Origin of the sequence: Halalkalibacter hemicellulosilyticusJCM 9152, assembly GCF_000513115.1 — a bacterium.
Taxonomy (GTDB): Bacteria; Bacillota; Bacilli; order Bacillales; family Bacillaceae_D; genus Halalkalibacter; species Halalkalibacter hemicellulosilyticus.
Map to the genome: position 1 here is coordinate 47825 of NZ_BAUU01000011.1, position 25337 is coordinate 73161.

General features: G+C 38.2%; 24 protein-coding genes and 1 pseudogene. 18 read left to right on the forward strand and 7 right to left on the reverse strand.

The genetic code is table 11. The features are described 5' to 3' along the window. Nucleotides 1–71: 71 nt before the first annotated feature. Together JCM9152_RS08220 and JCM9152_RS08225 are read left to right on the forward strand one after the other, a co-directional pair. Nucleotides 72–1361, forward strand: a complete 1290-nt coding sequence (locus tag JCM9152_RS08220; RefSeq protein ID WP_035343044.1) for an ArsB/NhaD family transporter — start codon at nucleotides 72–74, stop codon at nucleotides 1359–1361. 70 nt (nucleotides 1362–1431) lie between these two features. Then, a complete protein-coding gene (locus JCM9152_RS08225) occupies nucleotides 1432–1950 on the forward strand; it encodes a YetF domain-containing protein (protein WP_035343047.1) in 519 nt (172 codons plus the stop codon). Between the two features lie 219 nt (nucleotides 1951–2169). Here the strand turns inward: JCM9152_RS08225 and JCM9152_RS08230 are convergent, their stop codons facing one another. From JCM9152_RS08230 to JCM9152_RS08240, 3 genes are all read right to left on the reverse strand, one after another. Then, complete coding sequence (locus tag JCM9152_RS08230) at nucleotides 2170–2796, reverse strand: FMN-dependent NADH-azoreductase (RefSeq protein WP_035343055.1); 627 nt, start codon at nucleotides 2794–2796, stop codon at nucleotides 2170–2172. A gap of 110 nt (nucleotides 2797–2906) precedes the next feature. Next, nucleotides 2907–3338 (reverse strand): MarR family winged helix-turn-helix transcriptional regulator, encoded by a 432-nt coding sequence (locus JCM9152_RS08235; protein ID WP_035343058.1) that lies wholly within the window; start codon nucleotides 3336–3338, stop codon nucleotides 2907–2909. Between the two features lie 139 nt (nucleotides 3339–3477). Next, nucleotides 3478–4566, reverse strand: coding sequence for a rhamnogalacturonan acetylesterase (locus tag JCM9152_RS08240; RefSeq protein ID WP_052015760.1), 1089 nt, complete (start codon nucleotides 4564–4566; stop codon nucleotides 3478–3480). Nucleotides 4567–4833: 267 nt separating this feature from the next. Between JCM9152_RS08240 and JCM9152_RS08245 the strand changes: the two genes are divergently transcribed. The 4 genes from JCM9152_RS08245 to JCM9152_RS08260 all read left to right on the forward strand — a co-directional run bounded on the left by JCM9152_RS08245 (nucleotide 4834) and on the right by JCM9152_RS08260 (nucleotide 7705). Beyond that, nucleotides 4834–5385, forward strand: coding sequence for a sigma-70 family RNA polymerase sigma factor (locus tag JCM9152_RS08245; protein ID WP_035343061.1), 552 nt, complete (start codon nucleotides 4834–4836; stop codon nucleotides 5383–5385). After that, nucleotides 5382–5807, forward strand: a complete 426-nt coding sequence (locus JCM9152_RS08250) for a helix-turn-helix transcriptional regulator (protein WP_052015763.1) — start codon at nucleotides 5382–5384, stop codon at nucleotides 5805–5807. Before JCM9152_RS08245 ends, JCM9152_RS08250 begins: the two co-directional genes overlap by 4 nt. Continuing rightward, a complete protein-coding gene (locus JCM9152_RS08255) occupies nucleotides 5804–7102 on the forward strand; it encodes an FtsW/RodA/SpoVE family cell cycle protein (RefSeq protein ID WP_035343064.1) in 1299 nt (432 codons plus the stop codon). The genes JCM9152_RS08250 and JCM9152_RS08255 overlap by 4 nt, the downstream gene beginning before the upstream one ends. A 114-nt stretch (nucleotides 7103–7216) precedes the next feature. Further along, nucleotides 7217–7705 (forward strand): dihydrofolate reductase, encoded by a 489-nt coding sequence (locus JCM9152_RS08260; RefSeq protein WP_035343066.1) that lies wholly within the window; start codon nucleotides 7217–7219, stop codon nucleotides 7703–7705. A gap of 553 nt (nucleotides 7706–8258) precedes the next feature. On the opposite strand, the pseudogene JCM9152_RS08265 reads toward JCM9152_RS08260, so the two are convergent. Next, nucleotides 8259–8888 (reverse strand): annotated as a pseudogene (locus JCM9152_RS08265) (MurR/RpiR family transcriptional regulator); the annotation flags it as partial. Between the two features lie 175 nt (nucleotides 8889–9063). Here JCM9152_RS08265 and JCM9152_RS08270 point away from each other — a divergent pair. Further along, nucleotides 9064–10515, forward strand: a complete 1452-nt coding sequence (locus JCM9152_RS08270) for a glycoside hydrolase family 1 protein (protein ID WP_035343068.1) — start codon at nucleotides 9064–9066, stop codon at nucleotides 10513–10515. 314 nt (nucleotides 10516–10829) lie between these two features. After that, nucleotides 10830–12122: an MFS transporter gene (locus JCM9152_RS08275; RefSeq protein ID WP_035343070.1), complete on the forward strand. Its 1293-nt coding sequence runs from the start codon at nucleotides 10830–10832 to the stop codon at nucleotides 12120–12122. A gap of 687 nt (nucleotides 12123–12809) precedes the next feature. On the opposite strand, the gene JCM9152_RS08285 is transcribed toward JCM9152_RS08275, so the two are convergent. Both JCM9152_RS08285 and JCM9152_RS08290 read right to left on the reverse strand, forming a co-directional pair. After that, nucleotides 12810–13130: a YbjQ family protein gene (locus JCM9152_RS08285; protein ID WP_035343072.1), complete on the reverse strand. Its 321-nt coding sequence runs from the start codon at nucleotides 13128–13130 to the stop codon at nucleotides 12810–12812. Then, entirely contained in the window at nucleotides 13111–13326 is a 216-nt protein-coding gene (locus JCM9152_RS08290) for a hypothetical protein (RefSeq protein ID WP_035343074.1), read from the reverse strand. The genes JCM9152_RS08285 and JCM9152_RS08290 overlap by 20 nt, the downstream gene beginning before the upstream one ends. 365 nt (nucleotides 13327–13691) lie before the next feature. Here JCM9152_RS08290 and JCM9152_RS08295 point away from each other — a divergent pair, with 365 nt between their 5' ends. The 3 genes from JCM9152_RS08295 (at nucleotide 13692) to thiM (ending at nucleotide 16130) form a co-directional block, all read left to right on the forward strand. Next, a complete protein-coding gene (locus JCM9152_RS08295) occupies nucleotides 13692–14513 on the forward strand; it encodes an ion transporter (RefSeq protein ID WP_052015765.1) in 822 nt (273 codons plus the stop codon). 139 nt (nucleotides 14514–14652) lie between these two features. Further along, entirely contained in the window at nucleotides 14653–15303 is a 651-nt protein-coding gene (locus JCM9152_RS08300; RefSeq protein ID WP_035343075.1) for a TPM domain-containing protein, read from the forward strand. Nucleotides 15304–15323: 20 nt separating this feature from the next. Continuing rightward, the gene (thiM, locus tag JCM9152_RS08305; RefSeq protein ID WP_035343077.1) at nucleotides 15324–16130 is read left to right on the forward strand and encodes a hydroxyethylthiazole kinase; all 807 of its coding nucleotides are present in this window, start codon (nucleotides 15324–15326) and stop codon (nucleotides 16128–16130) included. A 92-nt stretch (nucleotides 16131–16222) separates the two neighbouring features. On the opposite strand, the gene spoVB is transcribed toward thiM, so the two are convergent. Then, nucleotides 16223–17788 carry a stage V sporulation protein B gene (gene spoVB / locus JCM9152_RS08310; RefSeq protein WP_035343079.1) on the reverse strand — a complete coding sequence of 522 codons (1566 nt, stop codon included), beginning with the start codon at nucleotides 17786–17788 and terminating at the stop codon, nucleotides 16223–16225. Between the two features lie 270 nt (nucleotides 17789–18058). Here spoVB and JCM9152_RS08315 point away from each other — a divergent pair, with 270 nt between their 5' ends. From JCM9152_RS08315 to JCM9152_RS08340, 7 genes are all read left to right on the forward strand, one after another. After that, a complete protein-coding gene (locus JCM9152_RS08315) occupies nucleotides 18059–18343 on the forward strand; it encodes a post-transcriptional regulator (protein ID WP_035343081.1) in 285 nt (94 codons plus the stop codon). A 142-nt stretch (nucleotides 18344–18485) separates the two neighbouring features. Continuing rightward, nucleotides 18486–19790, forward strand: coding sequence for a protein translocase subunit SecD (secD, locus tag JCM9152_RS23220; protein WP_235715660.1), 1305 nt, complete (start codon nucleotides 18486–18488; stop codon nucleotides 19788–19790). Next, the gene (gene secF, locus JCM9152_RS23225) at nucleotides 19780–20727 is read left to right on the forward strand and encodes a protein translocase subunit SecF (RefSeq protein WP_235715661.1); all 948 of its coding nucleotides are present in this window, start codon (nucleotides 19780–19782) and stop codon (nucleotides 20725–20727) included. The genes secD and secF overlap by 11 nt, the downstream gene beginning before the upstream one ends. Before the next feature lie 194 nt (nucleotides 20728–20921). Further along, nucleotides 20922–21851: a cation diffusion facilitator family transporter gene (locus tag JCM9152_RS08325; RefSeq protein WP_035343083.1), complete on the forward strand. Its 930-nt coding sequence runs from the start codon at nucleotides 20922–20924 to the stop codon at nucleotides 21849–21851. Nucleotides 21852–21861: 10 nt separating this feature from the next. Beyond that, nucleotides 21862–22161: a LapA family protein gene (locus tag JCM9152_RS08330; RefSeq protein ID WP_035343085.1), complete on the forward strand. Its 300-nt coding sequence runs from the start codon at nucleotides 21862–21864 to the stop codon at nucleotides 22159–22161. 223 nt (nucleotides 22162–22384) lie between these two features. Continuing rightward, nucleotides 22385–24730, forward strand: a complete 2346-nt coding sequence (recJ, locus tag JCM9152_RS08335; RefSeq protein WP_035343087.1) for a single-stranded-DNA-specific exonuclease RecJ — start codon at nucleotides 22385–22387, stop codon at nucleotides 24728–24730. 1 nt (nucleotide 24731) lies between these two features. Next, nucleotides 24732–25247: an adenine phosphoribosyltransferase gene (locus JCM9152_RS08340; RefSeq protein WP_035343089.1), complete on the forward strand. Its 516-nt coding sequence runs from the start codon at nucleotides 24732–24734 to the stop codon at nucleotides 25245–25247. Nucleotides 25248–25337: the final 90 nt, after the last annotated feature.

Genomic DNA, 25337 nt, shown 5'->3' on the forward strand with positions numbered 1-25337 from the left:
AAGAAAAGGTAGACATGTTTAAGAAAGACAAGTCATACGATGGTAGAAATGAGTGGAAGGGAGTTCATTTCATGGCCGTCACCTTAGCCTTAGTTATTTTTTTAGCGAGCTATTTTTTTATCATCATTGAAAAGTTTAATCGAGCGGTGATTGCTTGTTTTGGTGGAGTTCTTATGCTCGTTTTCGGTGTATATGATATTAATATTGCTTTTTTACATCATATTGATTGGCATACGATTACGTTGCTATTAGCAATGATGATTTTAGTTTCCATTACGAGTCAGAGTGGCTTTTTTGAATATATAGCTGTTTCTTTAGCAAAAAGAGTACAAGGGCGTCCACTACCGTTACTCTTTGCTGTAGCAAGTCTAACAGCTGTGGGTTCAGCATTTTTAAATAATGTGACGACTGTTTTATTGCTAGTACCGATTATTTTTACATTAACGTCATTATTGAAGTTACCACCAGTTCCCTTTTTGCTAACGGTTGTGATGGCATCTAATATTGGAGGAACGGCAACGCTTATTGGTGATCCTCCGAATTTAATGATTGGTCAAGCAGTGTCACATTTAACCTTTAATGATTTTTTAATTCATTTAAGTCCTGTTGTCATATTGATCTTTTTTATAGTGATGTTTGGACTGCTTTGGTTGTATCGCAAACAATTGCTTGTATCGGATGAAGATCGAAAGAAGTTAATGGCGATTAATCCTGCTCTCTATATAAAAAATAAGACATTACTCGTTAAATCTGTCTCGATATTAACGATTACGACGATTGGCTTTATCGTTCAACCTTTTATTCATGTTGATTTAACAAGCATTGCTATGGTCGGTGCACTATTATTAATGCTTGTCACACATGACGAGCAGGATATGGAGGAGGTTTTTCGCTCGGTTGAGTGGGTAACCTTGTTTTTCTTTGTTGGTCTTTTTTTACTTGTTGGTGGTCTAAAGGAAGTTGGAATTATAGATGAACTGGCAAAAGCAATTATTTATTATACAGAAGGGGACTTACCGAAAACAGCGATTTTTATTTTATGGGGTTCGGGTATATTATCAGGCTTTGTTGATAACATTCCTTTTGTAGCGGCAATGATTCCGGTCATATTGGAATTCCAAGAGTTTGGGATGAATGAATTAGATCCACTTTGGTGGGCATTAGCGCTAGGTGCCTGCTTAGGTGGAAACGCAACGATTATTGGGGCGACAGCTAATGTAATTGTTGCTGGGATGGCACTACGAGCGAAATGTCCATTTAGTTATTGGGAATTTCTAAAGGTCGGTGCTCCAATTGCTTTTGTTTCCTTTTTCATTTCGACTATTTATTTATATTTTCGTTATTTAGTTGAGTTCCTGTAACTACCATCTGAATAAGATGTAAATTAGGTCATACTACAATTATAAGGAAAATTAAAAGGAGAGCGTGCTGATGGATTATTTAACAATCATCGTTAGGGCAGTGTTCATTTATTTCATTGTGCTTTTCGCGATACGATTGTGTCAGAAGCGTGAATGGTTAAATATCGTTGTCGTCTTTATGATTGCTCAGCTCGGTGTCGTATTTCTTATTTATGTTGAGAAGCCCCTTTTACTCTTTTTGCTTCCGACTCTTACCTTACTTCTTATTCATTTATTATATATGTGGCTTGTGAAGAAAGAGGAAGAAATGGTTGAGCGTTTTCAAGATAACGGTGAGAAACAGCAGTTGCTCCAACAAATGATCGAAAACAGTCATTCGATGAACGAGGATGTAAGAAGACGAACGGTTATATTAATTATTGATGGTCAAATTCAATTTCAATCTCTTCAAGACTTGAAAAAAACAGAATTTTGGCTAAGAAAGCAGCTGAAACAGCTTGGTTATCGAAGCGTAAAGGCTATTTCCTACTGCTCACTTAAGGATGAAGGAACATTTTATATAGAAGAAAGTTCACAGGATTATTCGTGAAAGGAACAAAGAGTTTTAAAAGAGAGTGATTGGTTCCTAATCATTACTCATTTTTGAAAAAAGTGACTCCACACGCCTTCATTAAAAACAGGCAGGCACTGAAAAAGAGGATTTGTACTTTTTCAGTGCCTTAGATTTGATGAGCTATGGTTTCACTTACTAGAACCCACTCGTAGGTAGCTTTTAATATTAAGCAACGGTTTCATCTATTGTATACGATTACCACTGCTGAGCAACTTTTTTCGCTTGCTCAATTCCTTTAGCGACAATAGCTTCAGCTTCATCAGGGAATTGATTGTGGCCTTCGATAATAACCTTTGTAAGATCAGTAACACCCCAAAATTGAAGCAGTGCTGTAACATAGTTGACGGCCATTTCATTTGCTTGTGCTGGCCCCTCTGAATAAACACCACCACGAGCATTTAACAGGACAACCTTCTTCTCAGGTAGTAACCCAACTGGTCCTTCAGGTGTATAACGGAACGTTTTGCCTGCTTGAGCTAAATAATCTAGATATGTGTGTAACACGGCAGGAACCGTAAAGTTCCAAAGTGGGAATGCAAAAACGACTTTATCTGCATCTAAAAATTGATTAAGGTAGTGGCTTACTAAATTTGCTGATTCTTGCTCATTAGCTGTAAGTTCGATTCCGTTACCTAATTTGAACATCCCGTTAATTTTATCTGTGTCATAATAAGGTAAGTTTTCTTTGAATAGGTCAAGCTCAATGATTTCATCCTCCGGGTGAGTCTCCTTGTACTCCTTAAGAAACGCTTCGTATAATTGCACACTAATTGCTTGTTCTGCTGGTCGAGAATTTGCTTTAATAAATAATACGTTTGCCATGAATAAAAAAACCTCCAACTGAATGTATATGGTTGCTGTAGCAACCTTTTTCTTGTATAAGTTGTTATAGCAACAATTTAATGATAAAAAGAGCGCAAGGTGCTCGCTCTCTACTGAACATTTTCTCTAATTTTCAAAAGTAACCGCTCGAGCTCATGAATCTCATCTTGGGACAGACCTTTTGTAACATGATTGTTAAATTGTTCGGCGATTGGAATGATTTCATCGCCTAATTTTTGTCCACAAGCTGTTAAGTAGAGCTTCATTAGTCGTCTATCGTTAGGACAATGCTCTCGTTTGACAAAGCCTTTTGCTTCTAAACTTGCCGCCATTCGTGCAATATTCGTTTTATCTTTATTTAGTTTTTCAACTAGTTGATTTTGTGATAATCCATCTTTCTCCCATAGCAGCAGCATAATAAGGTTCTGCTCTGGTGCAAGATTAAAGGGGGCAAGCTTAGATTTAATGACACTTGTTAGGACTAAGTCTGTTCTATGAATGGCAATACTAATGTAATCCTGAAACGTTAGATTCAAGTTCATCCCTCACTATTTAGTTGCTACACATACTAAGTGACAAAAGTCAGTATAACGAATGATGAATAGAATTGTCAAATAGAATCATTCTCAATCATAAAAAACATTGATAGGTGGGTAAAGGGTCAATGCGTGATTAGATTTATTATTGACGAACGGTGTATTTGCCGTTATGTATTTCTATCAAGCCTTCTGCTACAAACCGGGCTATGTGAAAAGCACCTAGCTCTGAAAAGTGAGTATCGTCCATTACTCGTTCAGGATGAAATCCAAATTCTGAAGGTTCGAGCCACATAAAGAGACTCTTGGATGTTCGTGGTCCTAAACGTTCAAAAAGAGATTGGCTTTTCATAGCGAGATCAATATAACTTACGTTTTGCTTAGTAGCGACTTTTTTCATAGCTTGCAAATAATTATCGTGTGTATTCATAATCTTTTCGTTTTGATCAAATTTACGGCGATGTATTGGGGTCACAAGAATAGGATGAGCACCATGCTTTTTAGCAGTATGTATGAATGTATTCAAGTTAGCTGTGTATGATGTAAAAGGCTGTGTACCATCTTTATTATCTTTTTCGTCGTTATGACCGAATTGAATCAACATAATATCATTTTTTTTAAGTTGTTTCTCGACTTCTTCAAGTCGTTTTTCCTTGATAAAGCTTTTCGTACTTCTGCCGGAACGTGCATGGTTTGAAATAACGGCGTGTTCGGTTATGAAGCTTGGTAGAAATTGTCCCCAGCCTGTGTAGGGATATTGACTGGATGGTTGGTTCACAACCGTAGAATCTCCACAGAGGAAAATTGTACGAATATCATGATGGCGTGATAATTCAATTGAGCGGATAGCTGGGTGCGTACCTGTAAAAGCGAGACGGAGCTCGTTTGAATGAACAGGAACTGCAGCAAGCATCGTTTTCGATTGTCCTTTAGCAACATGAATGAGATGATGAATTCTTTGTCCAGCACCTGCAATAATGGTCGTGCACGAATCATAGTGATCTGAACCGAAAGTGATTTTCATTTGATAGTTTCCGTTTTCTACTTGAATGATTAAGCTAGGAGCAAACGGGAGTGTATAGTTCCCCGGGTAAGAGTCATGCTTGTCTTCATTATTTGAAATAGGTGTATTAAATAGAAATCCATAGCCTTTGTAAGGGGAAAAGAGTGTATCTGGAGATAAAAAAACAACGTTATTATTACATGTTAATTCAAAGCCTTCTAACAAAGCCATATAAATTCCTCCTTATTGTGCTTAAAATGAGTATAACTGATTTAGACTCATTTTTTTAATTTTTTTCTAAATTAGTTAAATGATAATTAACAAAATGATGGGGACATTCTTCAAAAGAATGCAACAGTTATCGGCTTTTTAATTTGATTCACAGTGAATTTGATCGTTTATTGAAAGAATGGTGAGAACAAACTCATAAATAAAGGATGAAATGATGAAACGAAAAGGAAGATAGACTCGTCAAAGTGGTGAGGAAGGAGTGAGAGAATGGAACGTGTCGAACTATTTGCGAAACATCAATCCGTTTCATTACAGTATGAGAAACTTGATGAAATGATGGATTGCTACGGACAAGCTCTTCAGCAGCTTGTGTATACATATGTAAAAGATTACGCAACAGCAGAAGACTTAACCCAAGAAATATTTATTAAAGCTTTTAAAAAGCTACATACATTTCGCCAGCAATCATCAATTAAGACGTGGTTGTTTCGAATTGCAATGAATCATTGTAAAGATTATTTAAAAAGTTGGCACCATCGCCAAATTATACTTGATAACGATTTAGTTCATAATACGATCGCAAATGAAGTTCAAATTGAGCAGAGATTCATGCAGCAGTCTGAAGAGCAAAGGCTTGTGAATGCTGTGTTACAGCTACCGTTAACGTATAGAGAAGTTGTTTATTTGTATTATTACGAGGAATGGACGATAAAAGAAATCAGTCAATTAACTCATAAAAATGAAAATACGATCAAAACGAGATTAAATCGAGCTAGAAAGTTGATTAAAGATCAATTAAGTCAGGAGGGGAACGAATGAGTGATCCACTAATGAACTTAAAAGACGCGTTGAACAAAACGGTATTTGAACGTGTGGAATTTACAGAAAAGCAAAAAAAGAAAACATTGATACAAGTCGACCCGTTGAAGCAACAAAAATTAGAAGCTATGATTTTGCAAACGTTATATGATTCAACTAAAACGGGGTTTACGATTCTTAAAGATTTAAAGAAGAGAATAGGGGAAGAGGATTTTCAAAAGAATGAAGGGTTCGTATATATTTTGTTACACCAATTAGAAAGCAAACGATATATTCAATCAAAATGGGAGGGTAACAAAGAATCGAGAATTAAATACTATCATATCGAAAACAAAGGAAGAAAACGCTTAGTTGAAATAGAAAATGAAGGGGAAAAAAAGACATCTTTTCGTCTAGACTGGGAAGGTGGTTTAAGAGGATGAGTAGGCTAGTGTTCAAACAATTTATAAACGAAGTAAAAGCACAAATCCGTTCTAAAGAAGCACAACAATTTGTAGAGGCTGAATTGACGAATCACTTTATAGAGCGTAAACAAGAAATATTGACAGAAGGGTTATCTGAAATAGAATCAGAGAAGAAAGCAGTTGAACAATTCGGAAATCCGTTAACACTTGGAAAGAAAATGCATCAAATTCATAAACCAAAAGTCGATTGGTTGACGATTGGGTTACTAGTGGCTGTTATTAGCATTGGAATGGTGACTTTATATTCTCTGCCAACATTTTCTGGAATCTCAAGTTTACATTATGTTCGAGTTCAACTCATTTCAAGCATCATTGCTTTAGCTGTTATGACAGGGATCATGTTTTTTGATTATCGTAAAATGGAAAGATATTGGATGTGTTTTTTGTTTGTAGGGGTTATTTTATCCTTTCTATTCTTTTATTTAAGTTCTTCAAGAAACGGTATTCTCTATTTAGATATGAGGTATTTTGATATTACTTTTTGGTCTATAAACTTGTTATATATTCTTGCATTAGCGGGGATTTTAAGTTCAAAGCATTTAAAAGGCTTTATGAAAGTTTTATTAGCGACTGTTGTGATTTGGCTCGTAGTTGCTCTCACTTATTTTTTCCTAGGAAGTGCGATGATCATCTATTTAGCTACATGTCTGATCATGGCGGCAGTAGCACCGATGGAGAGAAAAAGAACATTCTATATCGTAAATAGCGTTCTTTTATTAGTAGGGAGTACGATCTTCGCATTGTTTCTTGCAGAGCATCAAATGGAACGAATAGTAGGGTTTTTGTATTCAGAGGATTATGCAGATAGCTATGGCTATATCTACATCGTGATCAAACAACTATTGCAAGAGGCTACTTTTTGGGGGAATGATCAAACAATTATAGGTGAACAGCTCCCTGAAGCGCATACAGACTTCATTATTATTTCAATCATTCATCAGTTCGGTTGGGGGTTTGGAAGTTTAATATTTATTACGCTGTTTGCATTTCTAATTAGAACACTTCAAATTGTAAAGAAAACAAATGATCCTTTTGGTCGAGTCATCGTTTTAGCAAGTGTGGCGATGATTGGGGTAACGAGCGTTTGGAATATGGGAATGGTTTTTGGACTATTACCGATAATAGGAATCCCCTTGCCGTTCACAAGTTATGGAGGAGCATCCATGATTTTATATAGTATTTATGTTGGCTTTATTCTAAGTGTCTATCGAAGAAAAGATTTAGTCCAACATCAGATAAGTAGAGCTGTTTGAATCGTAGACAGCTCTTTTTCGTATATTTTTGAAGGAAAGGATGAGATCGTTTAGAAATAGTATAACAGGGAATATCATTCGTATGAGAAAAGGATAGGAAGGGTTGTGTCGAACATGCATGTGTCATTAATAGTGGCAATGGATAAAAATAGAGTGATTGGTAAGGACAATCGCTTGCCGTGGAGCATTCCTCATGATTGGGCTTATGTCATGAAGAAGACGGAGGGGATACCCATTATCCTCGGAAGGAAAAATGTTGAATCTAATGGGAGAGCACTCCCTGGGCGACGGAATATTGTTGTGACAAGAAATAAGGAGTTTACGTACCCTGGGTGTGAGATCGCTCATTCTGTTGAAGAAGTGTTTGCTTTATGCCGGGAGGAAGAGGAGATCTTTATATTCGGAGGAGAGCAAATATACGAGCTGTTCATGCCTTATGTTGATACTATGTACATAACAAAGATTGAGCATGAGTTCGAAGGTGACACCTTTTTCCCAGAAGTTGATATGACCGAGTGGCAGGAAATTTCTGTTGAAAAAGGACTTAAGAATGATGAGAATCCGTATGATTATTATTTTTGTGTGTATGAACGGAGGACTTGATAGAGTAAAAGAACGTAATTAGATTCAATATGATGACTCAAAGGTAGGAGAGAGATGGTTCAAACGGAAAAAGTCCCTCATATAAAGCGAGGAAGCTTGCTAGTATGGCTTCACGCACCGAGAGATGAAGGAGCGGAGTACGACGACGCGGCAGGTCGGCAGGTGACCTCGTGCGACCATGTGCTCCTCGTTCCTCTAATCACTCTGCATGTCCCTTGTTACTGTAGTTACGTTCTCCTCATGCCTCTATTTCGGGTTTTATTCCTTCTTTTGCCCTTGTTTAGCTCAAATAACGGAATGAGGAATCCTTTTTCTTCTCAGGAAGCAGGATTTTCTGATTTAAAGGCAGGAGGATTCCCTTTATTTTCGCTCTCACCTTCCTTTCTCTCCACTGGACAGGGGGAAGGAAGGTGTAGAACGAATCGCTTCCCTCACTTTCATAAAAAAGTGGGGTGGTACGTCTCAGCGCAAAAAAGACGCTAGCGAGTTTTTCTTTAAAAAATCGTTTCACGTTTTGCTTAATTGATATAATTTCCTCGCAATCGACTCCTATTGTCACATAGTATGGAATATTAATCGTAGAGATTTTCGCAACGGTCGAATGCTTATCGTTCGTAATACTGATAATTGTGCTGTTTACTTTTTTTAGTTGGTGAATTTGAGCTAGTGTAAAAGGTGTTTCACCTGATACGGATAAAGCAATTGTCACACTATTATTACGAAATTTAGCGTGGATGGGAAAATGGGGATCTTTTATGTAAAGGGAAAATTTACCGACACTTGAGAAATAACGGGCGCCGTATTCAGCGAGAATTCCTGAACTACCCGTGCCGATGAAGATGACCGTATCTGCTTCCTTAATCGTTTTTGCAGCTTGATCCATTTTATCCTCTAAATCACCTTTTAACGTTCGTTCAAAAAACTCCGTTATGGATTGTTGTGGCGTTTTAATCGTTGTGCTTGATTTTCGTTCATTTTCCATTTTTAGTTTGATTTTAAATTCAGAGAAGCCTTCACAGTTTATTTTTCGACAAAACCGTAAAATTGTTGCAGTTGATACATGGGTTTCATCGGCTAGTTCCCGAATACGCATATAGGCCACTTTTTCACTGTTTTGAGAAATGTAATTGTAAAGAGAGGATTCTAAATCATTAAAGGATGCAATCATTTCGGCTGTAAACACTTCTGACCCTCCTTATTAGTTGTTATTTTTTTAGTTTACCATAAAAGTAACGTAATGTTACATTGATGAAACAAATGACTTGTTTTGTTAAATGAAACTAGATGCTCATGATTGCTATACAGTGATTATGGATGCGATATACTTGAAGGAGAAATCGAATGAAGGAGGATCTGATATGAGTCGTTTGAACACATCACAATTTCCAGAAGGGTTCTTATGGGGAGGCGCAACGGCAGCTAATCAGCTAGAAGGTGCCTATAATGAAGGTGGAAAAGGGTTGAATTTAGCCGATGTTTTACCAGGTGGTAAAGTAAGGATGAATATTATTAAAGAAACAGGTTTCAATTTTGAAATTGACAAAGAACTCTATACATACCCTAATCATGATGGAATTGACCATTACCATCGTTATAAAGAAGATATTGCTTTATTTGCTGAAATGGGGTTTAAAACGTACCGTATGTCTATTGCATGGTCACGTATATTTCCAAATGGTGATGAAACAGAGCCAAATGAAGAAGGCTTAGCCTTTTATGACCGTGTGTTTGATGAACTGCATAAGTATGGGATTGAGCCGGTTGTGACAATTTCGCATTATGAAATGCCACTATCTCTTATAAAAAAATATGGTGGCTGGAGAAGTCGTGAAGTCATTCCGATGTTTGTGAAATATGCAGAAACGTTATTTAAGCGTTACAAAGGAAAAGTGAACTATTGGATGACATTTAATGAAATTAATAGTGCGGTCTTTCATCCGATTATGAGCTTAGGCTTTTCTCCAGATAATGAGGAATCAAAGCTACAAGAAACGTTTCAAGGTTTGCACCACCAATTTGTTGCAAGTAGCTTAGCGACGAAAGCTTGTCATGAAATTATTCCTAGTTCGCAAATTGGTTGTATGATTTTATACGCTCCTGTTTATTCGGGTGATTGTAATCCTAATAATATATTAAATGCCTTAAAGGAAGAGCAGGTCTTTAATTACATTTGTGGTGATGTTCATGTTCGAGGAGAATATCCAGCCTTTACGAAACGCTTTTTTAAAGAAAATGATATTAAGCTTGATATTCGTGAAGGTGACTTAGATATTATTAAAGAACATACCGTCGATTATATTGCTTTAAGCTATTACATGTCACGTACAGAGGTGAAGGATGAAGGAGATGGCGATTATACAGCTGGAAATTTCTTCACTGGGATGAGAAATCCATTCTTAAAAGCAAGTGACTGGGGATGGGAAATTGATCCAGTCGGTTTGCGTATATCTCTTAATCAATTATATGATCGTTATCAGGTGCCCCTATTTGTTGTTGAGAACGGCTTAGGTGCTTATGACACGATTGAAGAGGACGGATCAATTAACGATGATTATCGCATCGATTATTTACGTGAGCATATTCGAGCTATTGGCGAAGCGATCGAGGATGGCGTTGAGGTGATGGGGTATACGGCTTGGGGATGTATTGATTTAGTTAGTGCATCAACAGGTGAAATGTCTAAACGTTATGGATTCATTTATGTGGATAAGCATGATGACGGAAGCGGGACACTTGAGCGAAAGAAGAAGAAGTCGTTCTACTGGTATCAAAATGTTATTGCAACGAATGGAAATCAGTTAGAAAAATAGTAGGCGAAACGAATTGAAAATGGTTAAAAGGTTCCGAACATCAAAATGGGTGTTCGGAACCTTTTTAATGAAGTCTTCATGATTATGATTAATACATTCTTCTGGCAATTATCAATCCGAAAATCTTTTTGAAATACCAATAATTTAAATTAGAGGATTGGTAACTAAATAAGCAATAAAATGACTGGGATTTTTTTGAAATTCATTGCAATGTTTTAATCCATCGTTAAGTTTCTGTAAATTTTTGTGTTTTACCATTCTTTTTATGAATAAATTAGTAAGATAGTTCTACAAGTGTTAAGGATGGTGAGTTTATGAAGAAATATTCGAAACAAGAAACGAGTTGGATGTTTTATGACTGGGCGAGTAATGCCTTTTCGGTGATTATTACAACTGCGGTTTTTCCGATATTTTATAAGGCGCAAGCGGAATTAGCTGGAATTGAGGGTGCGGATTCTACAGCATATTTAGGGTATACCATTGCCATTTTTACATTTATTTTAGCCATTATTGGGCCGATATTAGGGACGATTGCTGATTATGAAGGGTATAAGAAACGATTTTTCATTAGTTTTTTAATATTGGGGATATTTTCTACCTTTGCTCTAGTTTTTGTTCCAGAAGGGGAGTGGTTATTATTATTAGTCTTCTACACGCTAGCTTCACTTGGGTCAACAGGTGCCAACCTTTTTTATGATGCATTTTTAGTCGATGTTACGGAAAATAAGAGGATGAACAAAGTTTCAGCTAGAGGTTTCGGATATGGCTATATCGGAGGAGCAATCCCCTTTGTTTTAAGTATCGTTGTTATTTTATTAGCGCAACAAGGGGTTATTCCAATTTCAAGTACAGCAGCGAGCAAAATTGCCTTTTTGATTGCGTGTATCTGGTGGGCGATCTTTGCCATTCCATTATTGAAAAATGTGAAACAAATCCATGCGATCAAACGCGACCGTAAACCGATTCGTACAAGCTTTCTTCGTTTGAAAGAAACCGTTACACATATTAGTCAATATAAACACGTAACAATCTTTCTAATTGCTTATTTCTTCTATATTGATGGTGTGGGTACAATTATTTCGATGGCTACTGCTTATGGAACAGATGTCGGTGTTGATGCGACGGTGTTATTAGTCGTTCTCTTTGTAACGCAAATTGTCGCAGCTCCTTTTGCGTTATTGTACGGGAAGTTAGCGGATCGTTTCTCTGCCAAGATTATGTTGAACGTCGGGATTTTTGTCTATACCATTGTATGCATATATGGATATTTCCTTGAGACAGCATTGGACTTTTGGATTCTCGCCATGCTTGTTGCTACATCACAAGGTGGTATGCAAGCACTGAGTCGTTCCTATTTTGCTAAGATGGTGCCTAAGCATAAGTCGAACGAATTCTTCGGTTTTTACAACATATTTGGTAAATTTGCATCTGTGACAGGTCCTTTATTAGTCGGTGTTACAGCTCAAGTAACCGGTAAATCAAATGCTGGTGTATTAAGCCTAATTGTGTTGTTTATTGTCGGAGCAATCGTGTTATTTTTTGTTCCTTCTGATAAGAAAATAGAGCAAATAAACAGTGAAGCCGCTTTGAGGAGTAGGAAAATTTAAGAATTAGGAGCAAGGGAGGAGTGTTTTCTAGTGGAGCGGAATCTCACGATGATCGTAATGGGGAGTGTGGACGGTCATTTTTTCAGGGATGAGCTTTTATTAGGCAATGGGTGGTTTGATTGGTGTTAGGTCGCTAGGAGGGTCGATTTATGAAATGTCACTAGACCCTTCTCCTTCGTTCGTCGTGATTGTTTGGCTTTCTGGTTTTATTAAGTTACTAGGTGTCGTTTTGTTATGGATGCTGTTTGTTCAATGAAAGCAGCAGATGGTAACTAGAATTCTTTTTTATGTAACGAAGGGGGGAGGAATCTTTTTATTTTTATATGGATTTCTTAATTTTGTTACGATAACATTAAGTACGTTTGCTATTTTGGATTTTGATTTAGAAAATTATGCGGTGTTCTGGAGGTTAACTTTTTGGGAACCCTTTTGGATGATCGGTGGGTTTTTTATTTTTTTTCTGTTAAAAAGAACAAACTGTAATTGAGATGTTCTAAAGCCTTTGAGACAATCTCCTTTTTTATTAATAGAGACTATCTCAAAAGTATTACTCAACTTTTATTCGAGTAGTAATGGTATCACACGTTGTGCGCTTGATACGAAAAGACCAATCGTATTAAGCTTTTTATAATGAAACGGTTATGCACATTGCTTAAGGGTCATTAAAAAGTGTAGCGGCCTTTCACCTTAGTTCGATGAAAGTTTAACAGCTGTCCCGTATGCAATAATCTCAGCAGCAGAGGCCATAACTGTTGACGTTTGTAAACGAAAACCAATAATCGCATTTGCTCCTTGACTTTCAGCATTTTCAACCATTCGGCCGATAGCCACTTTACGAGCTTGCTCCATCATTTCGTTATAGCCACTAATTTCACCACCAATTAGCCCTTTTAATGAAGCGGTAATATCACGGCCGACATGTTTTGTCTGTACTGTACTTCCTTTCACATACCCTATTACTTCTACAATTTCACGGTTTGCGACTTCATTAGTAGTCACGATCATCATATTGATCTTCCTCCTTTTTCTCTTTCAATCGTTCTTTTATAAACAATATAAGTAGTAAGACGACGGTAATTCCGTAGAGAGCAAATACAATGAGTGCCCATTTTAAAGAATAAATTAATAATCCAAATGCCGCAATATGTAAAATGACAATCAATAAAATGAGCAGTAATTTGCTCTTTACGTATTTTTCTTTCATTAGCATCCCATCCATTTCTTTATTGTGTCTATATCTTTACGTTTTGATTAACTAAATTGTTTCACTTTTTGTTCAAGTTTATGAAAAGAAATTAGAATATATGTACTCCGGTTATGGTGCAAAAAAGTTGGGAAATAAGCGGATGAAAATGAAGATGGTATGAATTGGGGAGTATGTGTCACCAATTGAAAATATGAAGAGGGAATGAGGAAATTTCAACTGAGAATTCGGGTATTGTGCTAACTTAGCGAAGGATATTTCAGCAGCGGTTTATTGTTAATTATTGATTTCTTTAAAATTCTTTAAAAACTAGTATAATAATAAAAGTTAAGCAAATGGACAGAAAGGATCTGTGATGAACTAAAATGGAATTAAAAACAAGAGAAGACATAAATGAACGTAAATCATTACGTTATCATATAAGACAAGTAGTAGAGCATCCATATTTTCAACCTATCGTAATCGGGATCATTTTATTGAATGGAATGATCATTGTTGCTGAAACGTATGCAACAGGAAACACTTTATTAATCACTTTAGATCAAATCATTGTTTGGGTCTTTGTTGTTGAATTGATTTTAAAATTAATCGGATTAGGGTTTAGAGGTTATTTCTCTGATCGTTGGAATCTATTTGATTTTGCTATTGTCATAGGTAGTTTAGTCTTTTATTCTACTCCGTTTGTTAGTGTGTTACGACTTATTCGTGTTTTGCGCTTAATTAGAATGATACCTGCGATACCAGCATTACGAAAAATTATTGATTCGCTCTTGAAATCAGTACCAGCATTAACGGGTATTTTAGGCTTATCGATCTTAATTTTTTCTATTTATGCGATTATTGGGACTACTTTTTTTAGTGACGTCTTACCGTATGAGTTTTTTGGGAGCTTTCATACATCGTTATTTACATTAATGCAAGTCGTAACGTTTGAATCATGGGCAAGTCAAGTGGCACGACCGATTATTAATGAAATCCCATGGTCGTGGGCGTATTTTGTTTCGTTTATTATTATTGGTGCCCTTGTCATCTTAAATCTTGTTGTAGCTGTGATTTTAAGTTATTTAGGTCAAGAGGATGATGTAGAGCGTGATAAGCAAATGAATCGTTTGTATGAAGAAAATAAGGCATTAAAACAAGATGTAGCTGAGATTAAAGAGATCTTGCTGAAGGGACAAAAGAGTTAATAGGACAATGGAAGCCTTATGAACTGGAGTCTATGTTACAAAGTGTATATTTAATCATTAAAAATGAGGGGGAAGGCGAATGAATGGTTTAAATAAATTGGTCATGTTAATTTGTATATTGTGAATTGCTTTCATACCAATGAAAGTTGAGGCGGCTGTTTCAATTATAGATGAAGGAGAGTTTTTTAGTGAAAGTGAGATCGAATCTTTAAAGGAGCAATTTGAGGATTCTGAAAATGATTATTATATTGAGACCCTTATGAGTTTAGGAGGTCAATCTATTAGTCAGTTTGCAGCTGATACTTTGCAGGAAGTAAGGTCAGAAGGATATTCAGCTGTTGTTGTTATATCGAATGAAGAAGGCGAGATTCATATGGAGGTGGCAGAAGAAACCAATGTGGATCTTGTGATAGGTTCTAGTTCGATTGAATCGATTTTGGATGAGACGTTTATTCCTGAAGCGATAAATGGTCATTTTGCAGATGGGATTCATGCTTTGCTTACGCACATTGAATCATTGGAGAGACCTGACGAAACGATTGAAGCTATAGATGAATCTGAAACAGACTCTCGTGCAGAGAATACAGCTCCTGTAGAATCTGCACCTCCTTCTCACGGTTCAGACTCAACGGAGAGTTCATCGACTAGTGGTGATGATAGAGAAACTTCCAATTTTACTCTCCTTCTAACATGTGGACTTATAATTGTTATTTATTTTTGGACGAAGCGAAGAAAAACTAGAAAATATTATTCATTTTTTTGCTTTCACGATGCAGATATGGTGAAATAATTAGAAAAGGGGAGAAGATGATGATTTTAAATCAAATTGTCGAAAGCATAAATCAAGTTAGAGAAAAAAATCCACTTGTGCACAATATGACGAATGTGGTTGTGACCAATTTTACTGCGAATGGCTTGTATGCATTAGGTGCGTCACCAGTCATGGCTTATGCAAAAGAGGAAGTAGCCGATATGGCGCAAATGGCTGGTGCACTCGTATTAAATATCGGTACGCTGAAAGAAGAAGACGTTGAGGCGATGCTCATTGCTGGGAAATCAGCAAATGAGCATGGAGTTCCTGTCATTTTTGATCCGGTTGGTGCAGGAGCAACTGTTTATCGAACGGAAACGTCTTGTAGAATTCTCGACGAACTCAATGTTTCGGTTATTCGTGGAAATGCAGCTGAGCTTGCGAATGTGATCGGTGAGCAATCTGAAATTAAAGGAGTCGATGGTGGGAGTGGGCGCCATAATTCAGTTGAATTAGCGGAGAAGGCAGCTAAGCAACTTGATACAATTGTTGTGATGACAGGTAAAGAAGATGTCATAACTGATGGTCAGTCGACATTTATTGGACGAAACGGCCATCCGATGTTAACAAAGGTGACCGGAACGGGCTGTCTATTAAGCTCTGTCGTAGGAGCATTTGCTGCAGTTGAGAAAAATCTCGTATTAGCTTGTGTATCAGCAGTATCTGTTTATGGTGTAGCAGCTGAATTTGCAGCAGAACAATCGGCAAAAGAAGGACCAGGTAGCTTTCAAATAGAATTTCTAAATCAATTAGCAAAAGTGAGTGCAAAGCATTTAGACGAGCGTCTAGCAATCAAGAAAAAGTAATAGGAAATTCTTTCTCAAGAAAAGACCGATATCAAGGACACTGAAAAATTGCAGATCAACTTTTTCAGTGTCCTTCCGATATGCTTTTATTCTTAAGGGGTTAGAGATGCTAAGTATTTTCCGATATACGGAATTCTTTTTAATTCTTCTGATTTGACTAAGCCAAGTGCAAGAGTAAGGGCACAATAGAATAGAACTGTTATGGAGATAGTCAATAAAGTATGAACAAAAAGTGATGATTGTGTAAAGGCATATTCAGATAATAGATAGCCAACCCAGCCCGAGATGAGGATAAGAAAGATTGATTTTAATACCATCTTCGTATCGATTGTAAAGCTAATTGATTTAGCGACAGAAGCAAAATGAAGCATCGTGACAAGAATAAAGCCGATCACAATAGCGAGAGCTGCTCCCATAATGCCAAGCTCAGGCCTAGTGGCTAAGGCGAAAATAGCAACGATTTTCACAACGGCTCCAAAGAGACTATTCATCATTGCCGCCTTGGCTAAATCGAGTGCTTGTAACGTTGCTTGCAGAGGTGCTTGAAAATAGAGAAACAGTGTAAAAGGAGCCATGAGCTTTACATAGGTGGCAACGGTTGGTGCATCGTACATGAGTGTCATAATGGGTTCTGAATAAATATAGAGCACGACAACGGAAATACCTCCAGAAAGCATCGCGAGTCTTAAAGCTTGATTCAGTCTGAAATGCACGGTTTGATAATGATCACGAGCAACAGCTTCGCTAATAGCAGGAACTAAAGAGACAGATAGCGAATACGTAATAAAAGTAGGAAGTAGAATCAAAGGAATGACAAATCCTGTTAGCTCACCATATTGCTTCGTTGCCATAATGGTTGTTACACCAGCAATTGCTAGACTATGTGCGACGACAATCGGCTCAAAGAAGAGACCAACAGAGCCGATTAAGCGGCTCCCAGTTGTCGGTAAAGCAATGCCCATTAGATCACGAAATGTTTTTTTGCCATCCTTTACATATTGGAAGAAATGCCGACGAACCTTAAAGCGTTTGTTTGTTTTAAACATGAAGGTCATATAAAGGAGTGACGCAAGTTCTCCAAAGACGACAGAAATCATTGCACCTGCAGCCGCATATTCAATTCCCATCGGTAAGAAAGCTGACGTTGTAATGGCTACTAGTGTGATACGAACGACTTGCTCAATGACTTGTGACATGGCTGTTGGTTTCATATTTTGCTTACCTTGGAAATAGCCCCTCATAACAGACGAGAGTGCGACGATCGGTACAATTGGAGCGATCGCAATAAGTGGATAATAAGCTCGTTCATCCGTTAAAAGCGTCTGCGCGACAAATGGAGCAAAAACAATCATAGCAGTTGTGAAGATAAGACTTAATACGGCTGTGATCGAAATGGAGACGACGAGAATTTTTTTGATTTTTCCGCGATCATTGTTTGCTTCGGCTTCTGCAACTAGTTTAGAAATAGCTACAGGTAGTCCTAATTGTGTAAGTGTGATGACGAGTATAAGTGTTGGAACGGCCATCATATATAGACCAACACCTTCAGCACCCATAATGCGAGCAACGACAATTCTATTCACAAACCCTAGAAATCTAGTGATTAAGCCTGCAATGATTAAGATAAACGCTCCTTTTAGAAACGTTTGCTTTGACATGGGCATCCCTACTTTCTTGAAAAAAAATGATGGATATTTGCGGTATTTATTTATATGCTTAATAGTGGGTCAAGCATGACAAGTTGTTTATTAGAAAGGGAGCGTATTAGGCCACTGAAAAAGGACAAAATCGATTTTTTAGTACTTTTCATTGCTTAAAGAGCACCAAAAAAGAGGTCGTATTCATTTATTTGCTGTTGTACGTTTTCCGAAAATTGAAGCGTATCGAGTGTTTGTTTAGCAGCTATTTTACATAAGGGGGAAGTAAGTATGGCAGAAAAACAACAATTTGAAGTGTGGAAGGAAGATGTGGAACCGGCATTACGTAGCAAAGTCGATGAGTTTCATTTATTAGGCTATGATCGTGCTACGATGGAGGACGTGTGGACATGCGTTTTATATCAATTAAGGAAGAAAAAAGAATATATGCATAAGCATACATTTGTGAATCACATTTTAACGTTGAAATCACAAACATATATGACATGGCTGACAATGCATGCTTTTAAGGAGCCAACTGATTGGTTTGCTGAATTTGAAGAGAAAGAGGCTTAAAACAAAGCAGCATTTACTGATTGACTCTAAAAGATAAGAAGAGAAAGGGATTTAAACAAGACCGCTTTGCGGTTTTCCTGTAGGCAAGATATAATGGAAATTATTGCAGTTATGGGATTAGAGAAGGGGGCAAAAGAGACATATGGTTAAGAAAGGGCGAATTGTCGCTTTTTTTCTCATTGTCGCTTTAATTGCTGGGCTCATTTGGCAGACAGCGATGGACGTGGCAACAGAGATTAAGCTAGGGCTTGATCTTCAAGGTGGATTTGAAGTGCTTTATGAAGTGAAGCCTGCTAATGAAGGAGACGTTATAAATGATCAGGCACTCGAAGCGACAGCAAGTGCATTGAATCAAAGAATTAACGTCATCGGGGTATCGGAGCCGTTCATTGGGATTGAGGGTGAAGATCGGATACGTGTGCAATTAGCCGGTGTTGATGATCAACAATCAGCGCGAGAGCTTCTTGCAACAGAAGCAGAGTTAACGATACGAAATGTGTATGATGAAGTGTTAGCGGATGGAAGTGATTTACGACAAGGTGGGGCAAATGCTAACCTACATCCAGATACGAACGACCCTATTGTGAATGTTACGTTTCAAGACTCGCGATTAATGCAAGAGATTACAGGAGAGTTGTACCATGGCCCACCTGAAGAGAACATGCTTGTTGTGTGGCTCGATTTTGAAGAAGGAGTAGACTCTTACGAAGAAGAGCGAATGAAGGCTGATCCGAAATATTTATCAGCTGCTGTTGTTCGAGATGTGATAACGAGTCCTACAGCTACGATTAGTGGTGACTTTACGGTAGAGGAAACGAGACAGTTAGCAGAAATTCTAAATGCAGGAGCACTTCCGACAACGTTAGAGGAGCTATCCTCCAATTCTGTAGGAGCATCACTTGGCGAACGTGCGATGGAGCAAACGATTTATGCTGGCTTTATCGGCATTGCGCTCATTTTTATTTATATGCTCGTCTATTATCGCTTTATGGGGATGGTAGCAGTTGTCACGTTAAGTGCATATATTTATTTAGTGCTACTCGTTTTTAATATGATGAATGCGGTGTTAACCTTACCAGGTATCGCAGCTCTTATTCTTGGTGTTGGGATGGCTGTTGATGCGAATATTATTACATATGAACGGATTAAGGATGAGATTCGTTCGGGAAAGACGGTGATGTCTTCATTTAAAGCAGGATCTAAGCGTTCGTTATCAACGATTCTAGATGCGAACATTACAACGATTCTAGCAGCAGCTGTTCTATTTTCATTTGGGACAAGCTCTGTTCAAGGTTTTGCCGTTATGTTAATTGTCAGTATTTTAACAAGCTTCATCACAGCTGTATTTGGTACGAGGTTGCTCCTCGGTCTTTGGGTGAAGAGTCGTGCTCTTGATAAGAAGTACCGTTTGTTTGGCGTAAAGGAGGATGAGATAAATGATCTTTAATTTTCAAAACAAAGAAATTGACTTTGTGAAGCATCGTAAGAAATTCTTTCTTTTCTCAGGCTCCTTTGCACTTCTTGGAATTATTTTGTTGCTAACATTCGGTTTGAACTTGGGAATTGATTTTAGTAGTGGTTCACGTGTCGACATTTTAGCGAATGAGTCGATCACGGAAGAAGAGCTCATAGAAGACTTTGAACAGCTAGGACATAGTATTACGGTCAACGATATTACGCTCGCTGGTGATAACTTTGATATGGCAAGTGTACGTTTTGTCGGAGTGTTAGATTCAACTGAAATCGCAGAAATACAAAGCTTTTATAATGATAAGTTTGGTGCTGAACCGAATATTAGTACGGTTGATCCACGAATCGGTCAAGAGCTTGCAAGAAACGCGTTAATGGCTGTTGCGATCGCATCGATTGGGATTATCATTTATGTGACGATTCGATTTGAGTATTTATATGGGATTGCAGCCATTGTTGCATTACTTCATGATGCATTCTTTGTTATTGCTGTGTTTAGCTTGCTGCAAATTGAGGTGAACATACCTTTTATTGCTGCTGTTTTGACGATTGTCGGTTATTCTATAAATGATACGATTGTTACGTTTGACCGAATTAGGGAGAATATGAAATTAGCAAAACGGGTTAAGGGCTTTGATGATTTAGCAGCAATTGTGAATAAAAGTCTAGTCCAAACATTAGCACGTTCGATAAATACGGTCTTAACGGTTGTCTTTGCTGCCGGGGCAATCTTCCTGTTTGGAGGAGAAGCGATTCGTACGTTTGCATTTGCTCTCGTTGTCGGTTTAGTAGCAGGGACGTATTCATCAATGTTCCTTGCTTCCCAACTATGGTTAGTTTGGAAATCGAAGCAACTTGCGAAGAAACGCTTTGATGCACAAAAGCAAGATCCAGAGGGAAATCCTACTGTATAAGAGGGTGTTCAAAAAAAGGGGGCCCTTTTGAACAATCTCTATAAGAAGAAAGGGTACTGAAAAAGTAAAAGCTAAACTTTTTCAGTGCCCTTTTGTCGCTAGAAAACGAGTGGTGGAAGAAGATTTCGGGTATACTTAGAAGTATAGAGGTCCGGTCTGACTTAAGTAGCTCGAATGAAAAGTAGGTGTGAATATTGGTAGGGGTAGAATCTGATGTACGCTATAAGAAAGTTCGCTTTGCTGCGTGGGTAGGAATCGTCGGAAATGTGATTTTGGCAATTGTGAAAGCCATTATTGGAGTGATGTCAAATAGTAAAGCATTAATTGCGGATGCAGCTCACTCAGCGTCCGACGTAGTCGGTTCCGTTGTCGTATTAATTGGCGTTCGTGCTGCGAAGCTACCTCCTGATCGTGACCATCCGTATGGCCATGGAAAAGCAGAATCTGTGGCAGCAATCATTGTTGCGGTGCTATTATTTATCGTAGGGTTTGAAATTGCGATTAGAGCTATCCATTCATTTTTTGAACCGGTTGTTATACCGAAAACGATGGCGATTTATGCTGTTCTTTTTTCAATAATTGTAAAGGAATGTATGTTTAGATATAAGCATTATTTGGGTAAGAAGTATAAGAGTGAAGCATTAGTGACAGATGCGTGGCATCATCGCTCTGACGTGTTTTCTTCACTAGCAGCCTTAATTGGGATTGGGGCGGCTTTGCTCGGGGGGTATATGAATATTAATTGGCTCGTCTATGGAGATGCGATAGCGAGTGCCTTTGTTGCGATTTTAATTGCGAAAATGGCTTGGTCGCTTGGGCAACAGTCGATTCATAATGCGTTGGATCACGTCCTTCATGAAGAGGACACAGTGGAAATGAAACGAATAGCTCAAGAGGTAGATGGTGTAATGAATATTGATGAATTCTATGCGCGTGAGCATGGGCATTATGTCATTATTGATATTAAGGTTGCTGTAGATCCGTATATTACGGTTGAAGAAGGCCATGCAATTGCTAAGCAGGTGAAGGCGAGATTAATGGAGGATAAGCAAGTTCAAGATGTTCTCGTTCATATTAACCCATATGATGTAGATCGAGATGAAGAAAAGAAGGAGGAGACGTGATGCGGGGACAATGGCACTTATCATAAGTCTAGTTATAGCGATTATTATTTCCGTTTTTGCCATTATTAATGTGGAAGCAGTTCCTGTAAATTATTTATTTGGCGTAGCAGAATGGCCTCTCATATTAGTCATATTAGGATCAGTACTAATGGGGGCGATTATTGCTGGAGCAATGGCGATGGTCCGAATTTATCGGCTTCAGCACGAAATGAAACGAATGAAGCAAGCCCACGCAGTACCAGAGTTTGATAGTGAAGATAATCAGACAATGGTGGACGAAGATGAAAGCATAGCCAATGAAAAGAAGTAATATAGGAGGCCACTGAAAAAGGACAAATCGACTTGTTCAGTGCCTTTCATTTGGGTAGCAATGGCTGCACTCGTATCAATCTTTGCAAAACAGGCAGCGGTTTTGCCCATTGCTACAAGGGCACCAAAAAAGTTAAAAGCCAAACTTTTTCAGTGCCCTCTAATACATAGCATTGTCACCCTTTGATCACTCCTGTATAATGGGAAGGTCAAGGGGTGTTTGTATGTTAAAATCTAAAGCACGGTGGAAGGTTGAAACACAGCCAGAAGAACGTGTTGAACAATTAGTTGGCAAGCTTCAAGTTGCACCATTAGTCGCTAAGCTACTGTTGAATAGAGGGATTGAAACTGTAGAGGCAGCCAAGAGATTTTTATATAAAGAAGAGATGAACTATCACGATCCATTTTTACTAGATGATATGGATCGTCTAGTTGTGCGTGTAAAGGAAGCTATAGAGAAGCAGGAACGAATTTTGATATTCGGCGATTATGATGCCGATGGTGTAAGCAGTACAGCTCTCATGTATATCGCTTTGACATCATTAGGAGCATACGTCGATTACTACATACCGAACCGTTTTACAGAAGGGTATGGACCTAATGAGCCAGTCATTCGTCAAGCAAAAGAAGACGGTGTTGACCTCGTGATAACGGTTGATACTGGTATTGCCGCTGTTGATGTAGCACGTGTCGCTAAAGAAATAGAGCTTGATTTCATCATCACCGATCATCATGAAGCTCCACCACAATTACCTGATGCATTGGCAATTGTGAATCCGAAGAAGCCAGGCTGTGAGTATCCATTTAAGGGGTTAGCAGGAGTCGGAGTCGTGCTAAAGGTAGTACAAGCCCTTCTAGGGCGTGTACCGACTGAATGGCTTGATATTGCTGTTATTGGGACTGTCGCTGATCTTGTTCCACTAATAGATGAAAATCGCCTTCTTGTTATGGAAGGATTACAAACACTACAGGAAACGTCGAGACCTGGCTTAATTGCTTTAAAGAAGAAGTGTGGCTTAGACGGTCAAGTTCTTCAATCGGATCATGTAGGGTTTGGTATCGGTCCGAGAATTAATGCAGCTGGTCGATTAGATTCCGCTGATCCAGCTGTCGAATTATTACTGACAAATGATAGCGAAGAAGCGGAACAGCTAGCATTAGAAATTGACCGTTTAAATAAAGAGAGAAAGTCGATTGTTGCGACAATTGCCGATGCTGCCATTGCTAAAGTCGAATCTGAATTTCCAGCAAATGAAAATGAAGTGCTTGTCATTGCAGGTGAAGGATGGAACCCAGGTGTAATTGGTATTGTTGCATCGCGATTAGTCGAACGCTACTATCGTCCAACAATCGTTTTAAGCATTGATGCAGAAAAAGGACTAGCAAAAGGGTCAGCTCGAAGCATTGAAGGCTTTGATATGTTTGCAGAGTTATCAAAGAGCCGTGATATTTTGCCTCATTTCGGCGGTCATCCAATGGCTGCGGGTTTGACGATGAATGTAGTTGATGTTGATGAGCTAAGAGCACGCTTGCTCCAACAGGCAAAAGAAAGTTTAACAGAAGAAGATTTTAAGCCTGTAACAAAAGTAGACTTAATTGCAACCGTTGAAGAAGTATCTGTTTCCGTTATTCAGCAGATGGAGAGATTAGCTCCATTTGGAGTAAACAATCCAACACCAAAAGTGATGCTAGAGAATGTCTCGCTTTCACAAATGAGGAAGATCGGCAGTGATTCAAACCACTTAAAAGTGTTATTTTCTCAAGCAGGAGCAAAGCTAGACGGCATCGGTTTTCATTTAGGGTATTTATTTGAGCAAATGACACATCAGGCGAAAGTTGCTGCTGTTGGAACGTTGTCGATTAATGAATGGAATGGTCACGTAAAGCCACAATTAATGCTAGAGGATTTGGCGGTTCATACTTGGCAGTTATTTGATTGGCGAAGTGCCCAACAGGCTAAATTGAAGGAGAGACTTCGGGAAATAGATGAAGAGGAACGCTTGTTAGTCGTATTTCAGAACGAGACAGTTGATGATTTAGCTCTTCATGACTTAGACGTGACGCTTGCTCATAACGTGAGGACGACAGACGAGCGTTATCTCGTATTACTTGATGCTCCTAAACATTTGCAACAGTTAAAGGAATTACTGAATCGAAAAGGGAAGCCAAGCAGAATCTATGTTGTGTTTCATCAAAAGGAGGATCATTTCTTCTCAACTCAGCCTAATCGAGAGCAGTTTAAATGGTTTTATGCGTTTTTAATCAAACGAGCGACATTTCCATTAAATCGGAGTCATGATTTGGCGAAGCATAAAGGCTGGTCCAAGGGTACGGTAGAGTTTATGATAAAAGTGTTTTGTGAGCTAGGGTTTGCTACAATAGAAGGTGAGAGCTTAACAGTTGTTTCGAATCCAGAAAAGAAGCATTTAGAGGATTCTGCTAGCTTTAGACATAGATTAGAGCGAACGAAAATTGAGAATGAGCTTATTTATTCTTCCTACGATCAATTGAAGCTATGGTTTGAACAAGAATTGGAATATGATCAAATGAAACTCAAGGAGACGGTGTAAGATGGATTTTAAACAATTTATTACGATTGTCGAGGACTATCCGAAAGAAGGTATTCGTTTTAAGGATATTACAACATTAATGCAAAACGGTGAAGCTTATAAAAAGGCCATTGATGAAATGGTTCAATTTGCTTCGCAGAAAAAGGCAGATGTTATTGTTGGACCTGAAGCGCGAGGATTTGTAGTTGGTTGTCCTATGTCATATGCGCTTGAAGCCGGGTTTGTTCCTGTTCGCAAACCAGGAAAATTACCGCGTGAAGTAATTTCGCAAGGCTATGGGCTTGAATATGGGAAAGACGAATTAACACTACATCGCGATTCCATTCATAAAGGACAACGCGTCGTTATTGCTGATGATTTATTGGCAACAGGCGGTACGATTGAAGCAACGATTAAATTAGTCGAGCAACTCGGTGGTGAAGTTGTTGGGATTGCGTTTATGATTGAATTAGGTTATCTAAATGGAAGAGAACGATTAAAAGGGTACGACGTCTTTTCATTAATGACATACAATTAAGTAATTGAGGAAAGGTTCCGCATGTGTGGTGCCTTTTTCTTATATTCATGTTGATTGTAACGTTTTGGTTAGAATCTTAGAGCTTTCTTA

Coding starts and splice junctions, on each gene's coding strand:
- JCM9152_RS08245 (WP_035343061.1), top strand. CDS start 4,834: ATGGAACGTGTCGAACTATTTGCGAAACATCAATCCGTTTCATTACAG.
- JCM9152_RS08295 (WP_052015765.1), top strand. CDS start 13,692: ATGGAATTAAAAACAAGAGAAGACATAAATGAACGTAAATCATTACGT.
- secF (WP_235715661.1), top strand. CDS start 19,780: ATGATCTTTAATTTTCAAAACAAAGAAATTGACTTTGTGAAGCATCGT.
- JCM9152_RS08250 (WP_052015763.1), top strand. CDS start 5,382: ATGAGTGATCCACTAATGAACTTAAAAGACGCGTTGAACAAAACGGTA.
- JCM9152_RS08220 (WP_035343044.1), top strand. CDS start 72: ATGGCCGTCACCTTAGCCTTAGTTATTTTTTTAGCGAGCTATTTTTTT.
- JCM9152_RS08330 (WP_035343085.1), top strand. CDS start 21,862: ATGGCACTTATCATAAGTCTAGTTATAGCGATTATTATTTCCGTTTTT.
- secD (WP_235715660.1), top strand. CDS start 18,486: ATGGTTAAGAAAGGGCGAATTGTCGCTTTTTTTCTCATTGTCGCTTTA.
- JCM9152_RS08225 (WP_035343047.1), top strand. CDS start 1,432: ATGGATTATTTAACAATCATCGTTAGGGCAGTGTTCATTTATTTCATT.
- JCM9152_RS08270 (WP_035343068.1), top strand. CDS start 9,064: ATGAGTCGTTTGAACACATCACAATTTCCAGAAGGGTTCTTATGGGGA.
- JCM9152_RS08275 (WP_035343070.1), top strand. CDS start 10,830: ATGAAGAAATATTCGAAACAAGAAACGAGTTGGATGTTTTATGACTGG.
- JCM9152_RS08290 (WP_035343074.1), bottom strand. CDS start 13,326: ATGAAAGAAAAATACGTAAAGAGCAAATTACTGCTCATTTTATTGATT.
- JCM9152_RS08235 (WP_035343058.1), bottom strand. CDS start 3,338: ATGAACTTGAATCTAACGTTTCAGGATTACATTAGTATTGCCATTCAT.
- JCM9152_RS08340 (WP_035343089.1), top strand. CDS start 24,732: ATGGATTTTAAACAATTTATTACGATTGTCGAGGACTATCCGAAAGAA.
- spoVB (WP_035343079.1), bottom strand. CDS start 17,788: ATGTCAAAGCAAACGTTTCTAAAAGGAGCGTTTATCTTAATCATTGCA.
- thiM (WP_035343077.1), top strand. CDS start 15,324: ATGATTTTAAATCAAATTGTCGAAAGCATAAATCAAGTTAGAGAAAAA.
- JCM9152_RS08255 (WP_035343064.1), top strand. CDS start 5,804: ATGAGTAGGCTAGTGTTCAAACAATTTATAAACGAAGTAAAAGCACAA.
- JCM9152_RS08240 (WP_052015760.1), bottom strand. CDS start 4,566: ATGGCTTTGTTAGAAGGCTTTGAATTAACATGTAATAATAACGTTGTT.
- JCM9152_RS08260 (WP_035343066.1), top strand. CDS start 7,217: ATGCATGTGTCATTAATAGTGGCAATGGATAAAAATAGAGTGATTGGT.
- JCM9152_RS08285 (WP_035343072.1), bottom strand. CDS start 13,130: ATGATGATCGTGACTACTAATGAAGTCGCAAACCGTGAAATTGTAGAA.
- JCM9152_RS08315 (WP_035343081.1), top strand. CDS start 18,059: ATGGCAGAAAAACAACAATTTGAAGTGTGGAAGGAAGATGTGGAACCG.
- JCM9152_RS08300 (WP_035343075.1), top strand. CDS start 14,653: ATGAAAGTTGAGGCGGCTGTTTCAATTATAGATGAAGGAGAGTTTTTT.
- recJ (WP_035343087.1), top strand. CDS start 22,385: ATGTTAAAATCTAAAGCACGGTGGAAGGTTGAAACACAGCCAGAAGAA.
- JCM9152_RS08230 (WP_035343055.1), bottom strand. CDS start 2,796: ATGGCAAACGTATTATTTATTAAAGCAAATTCTCGACCAGCAGAACAA.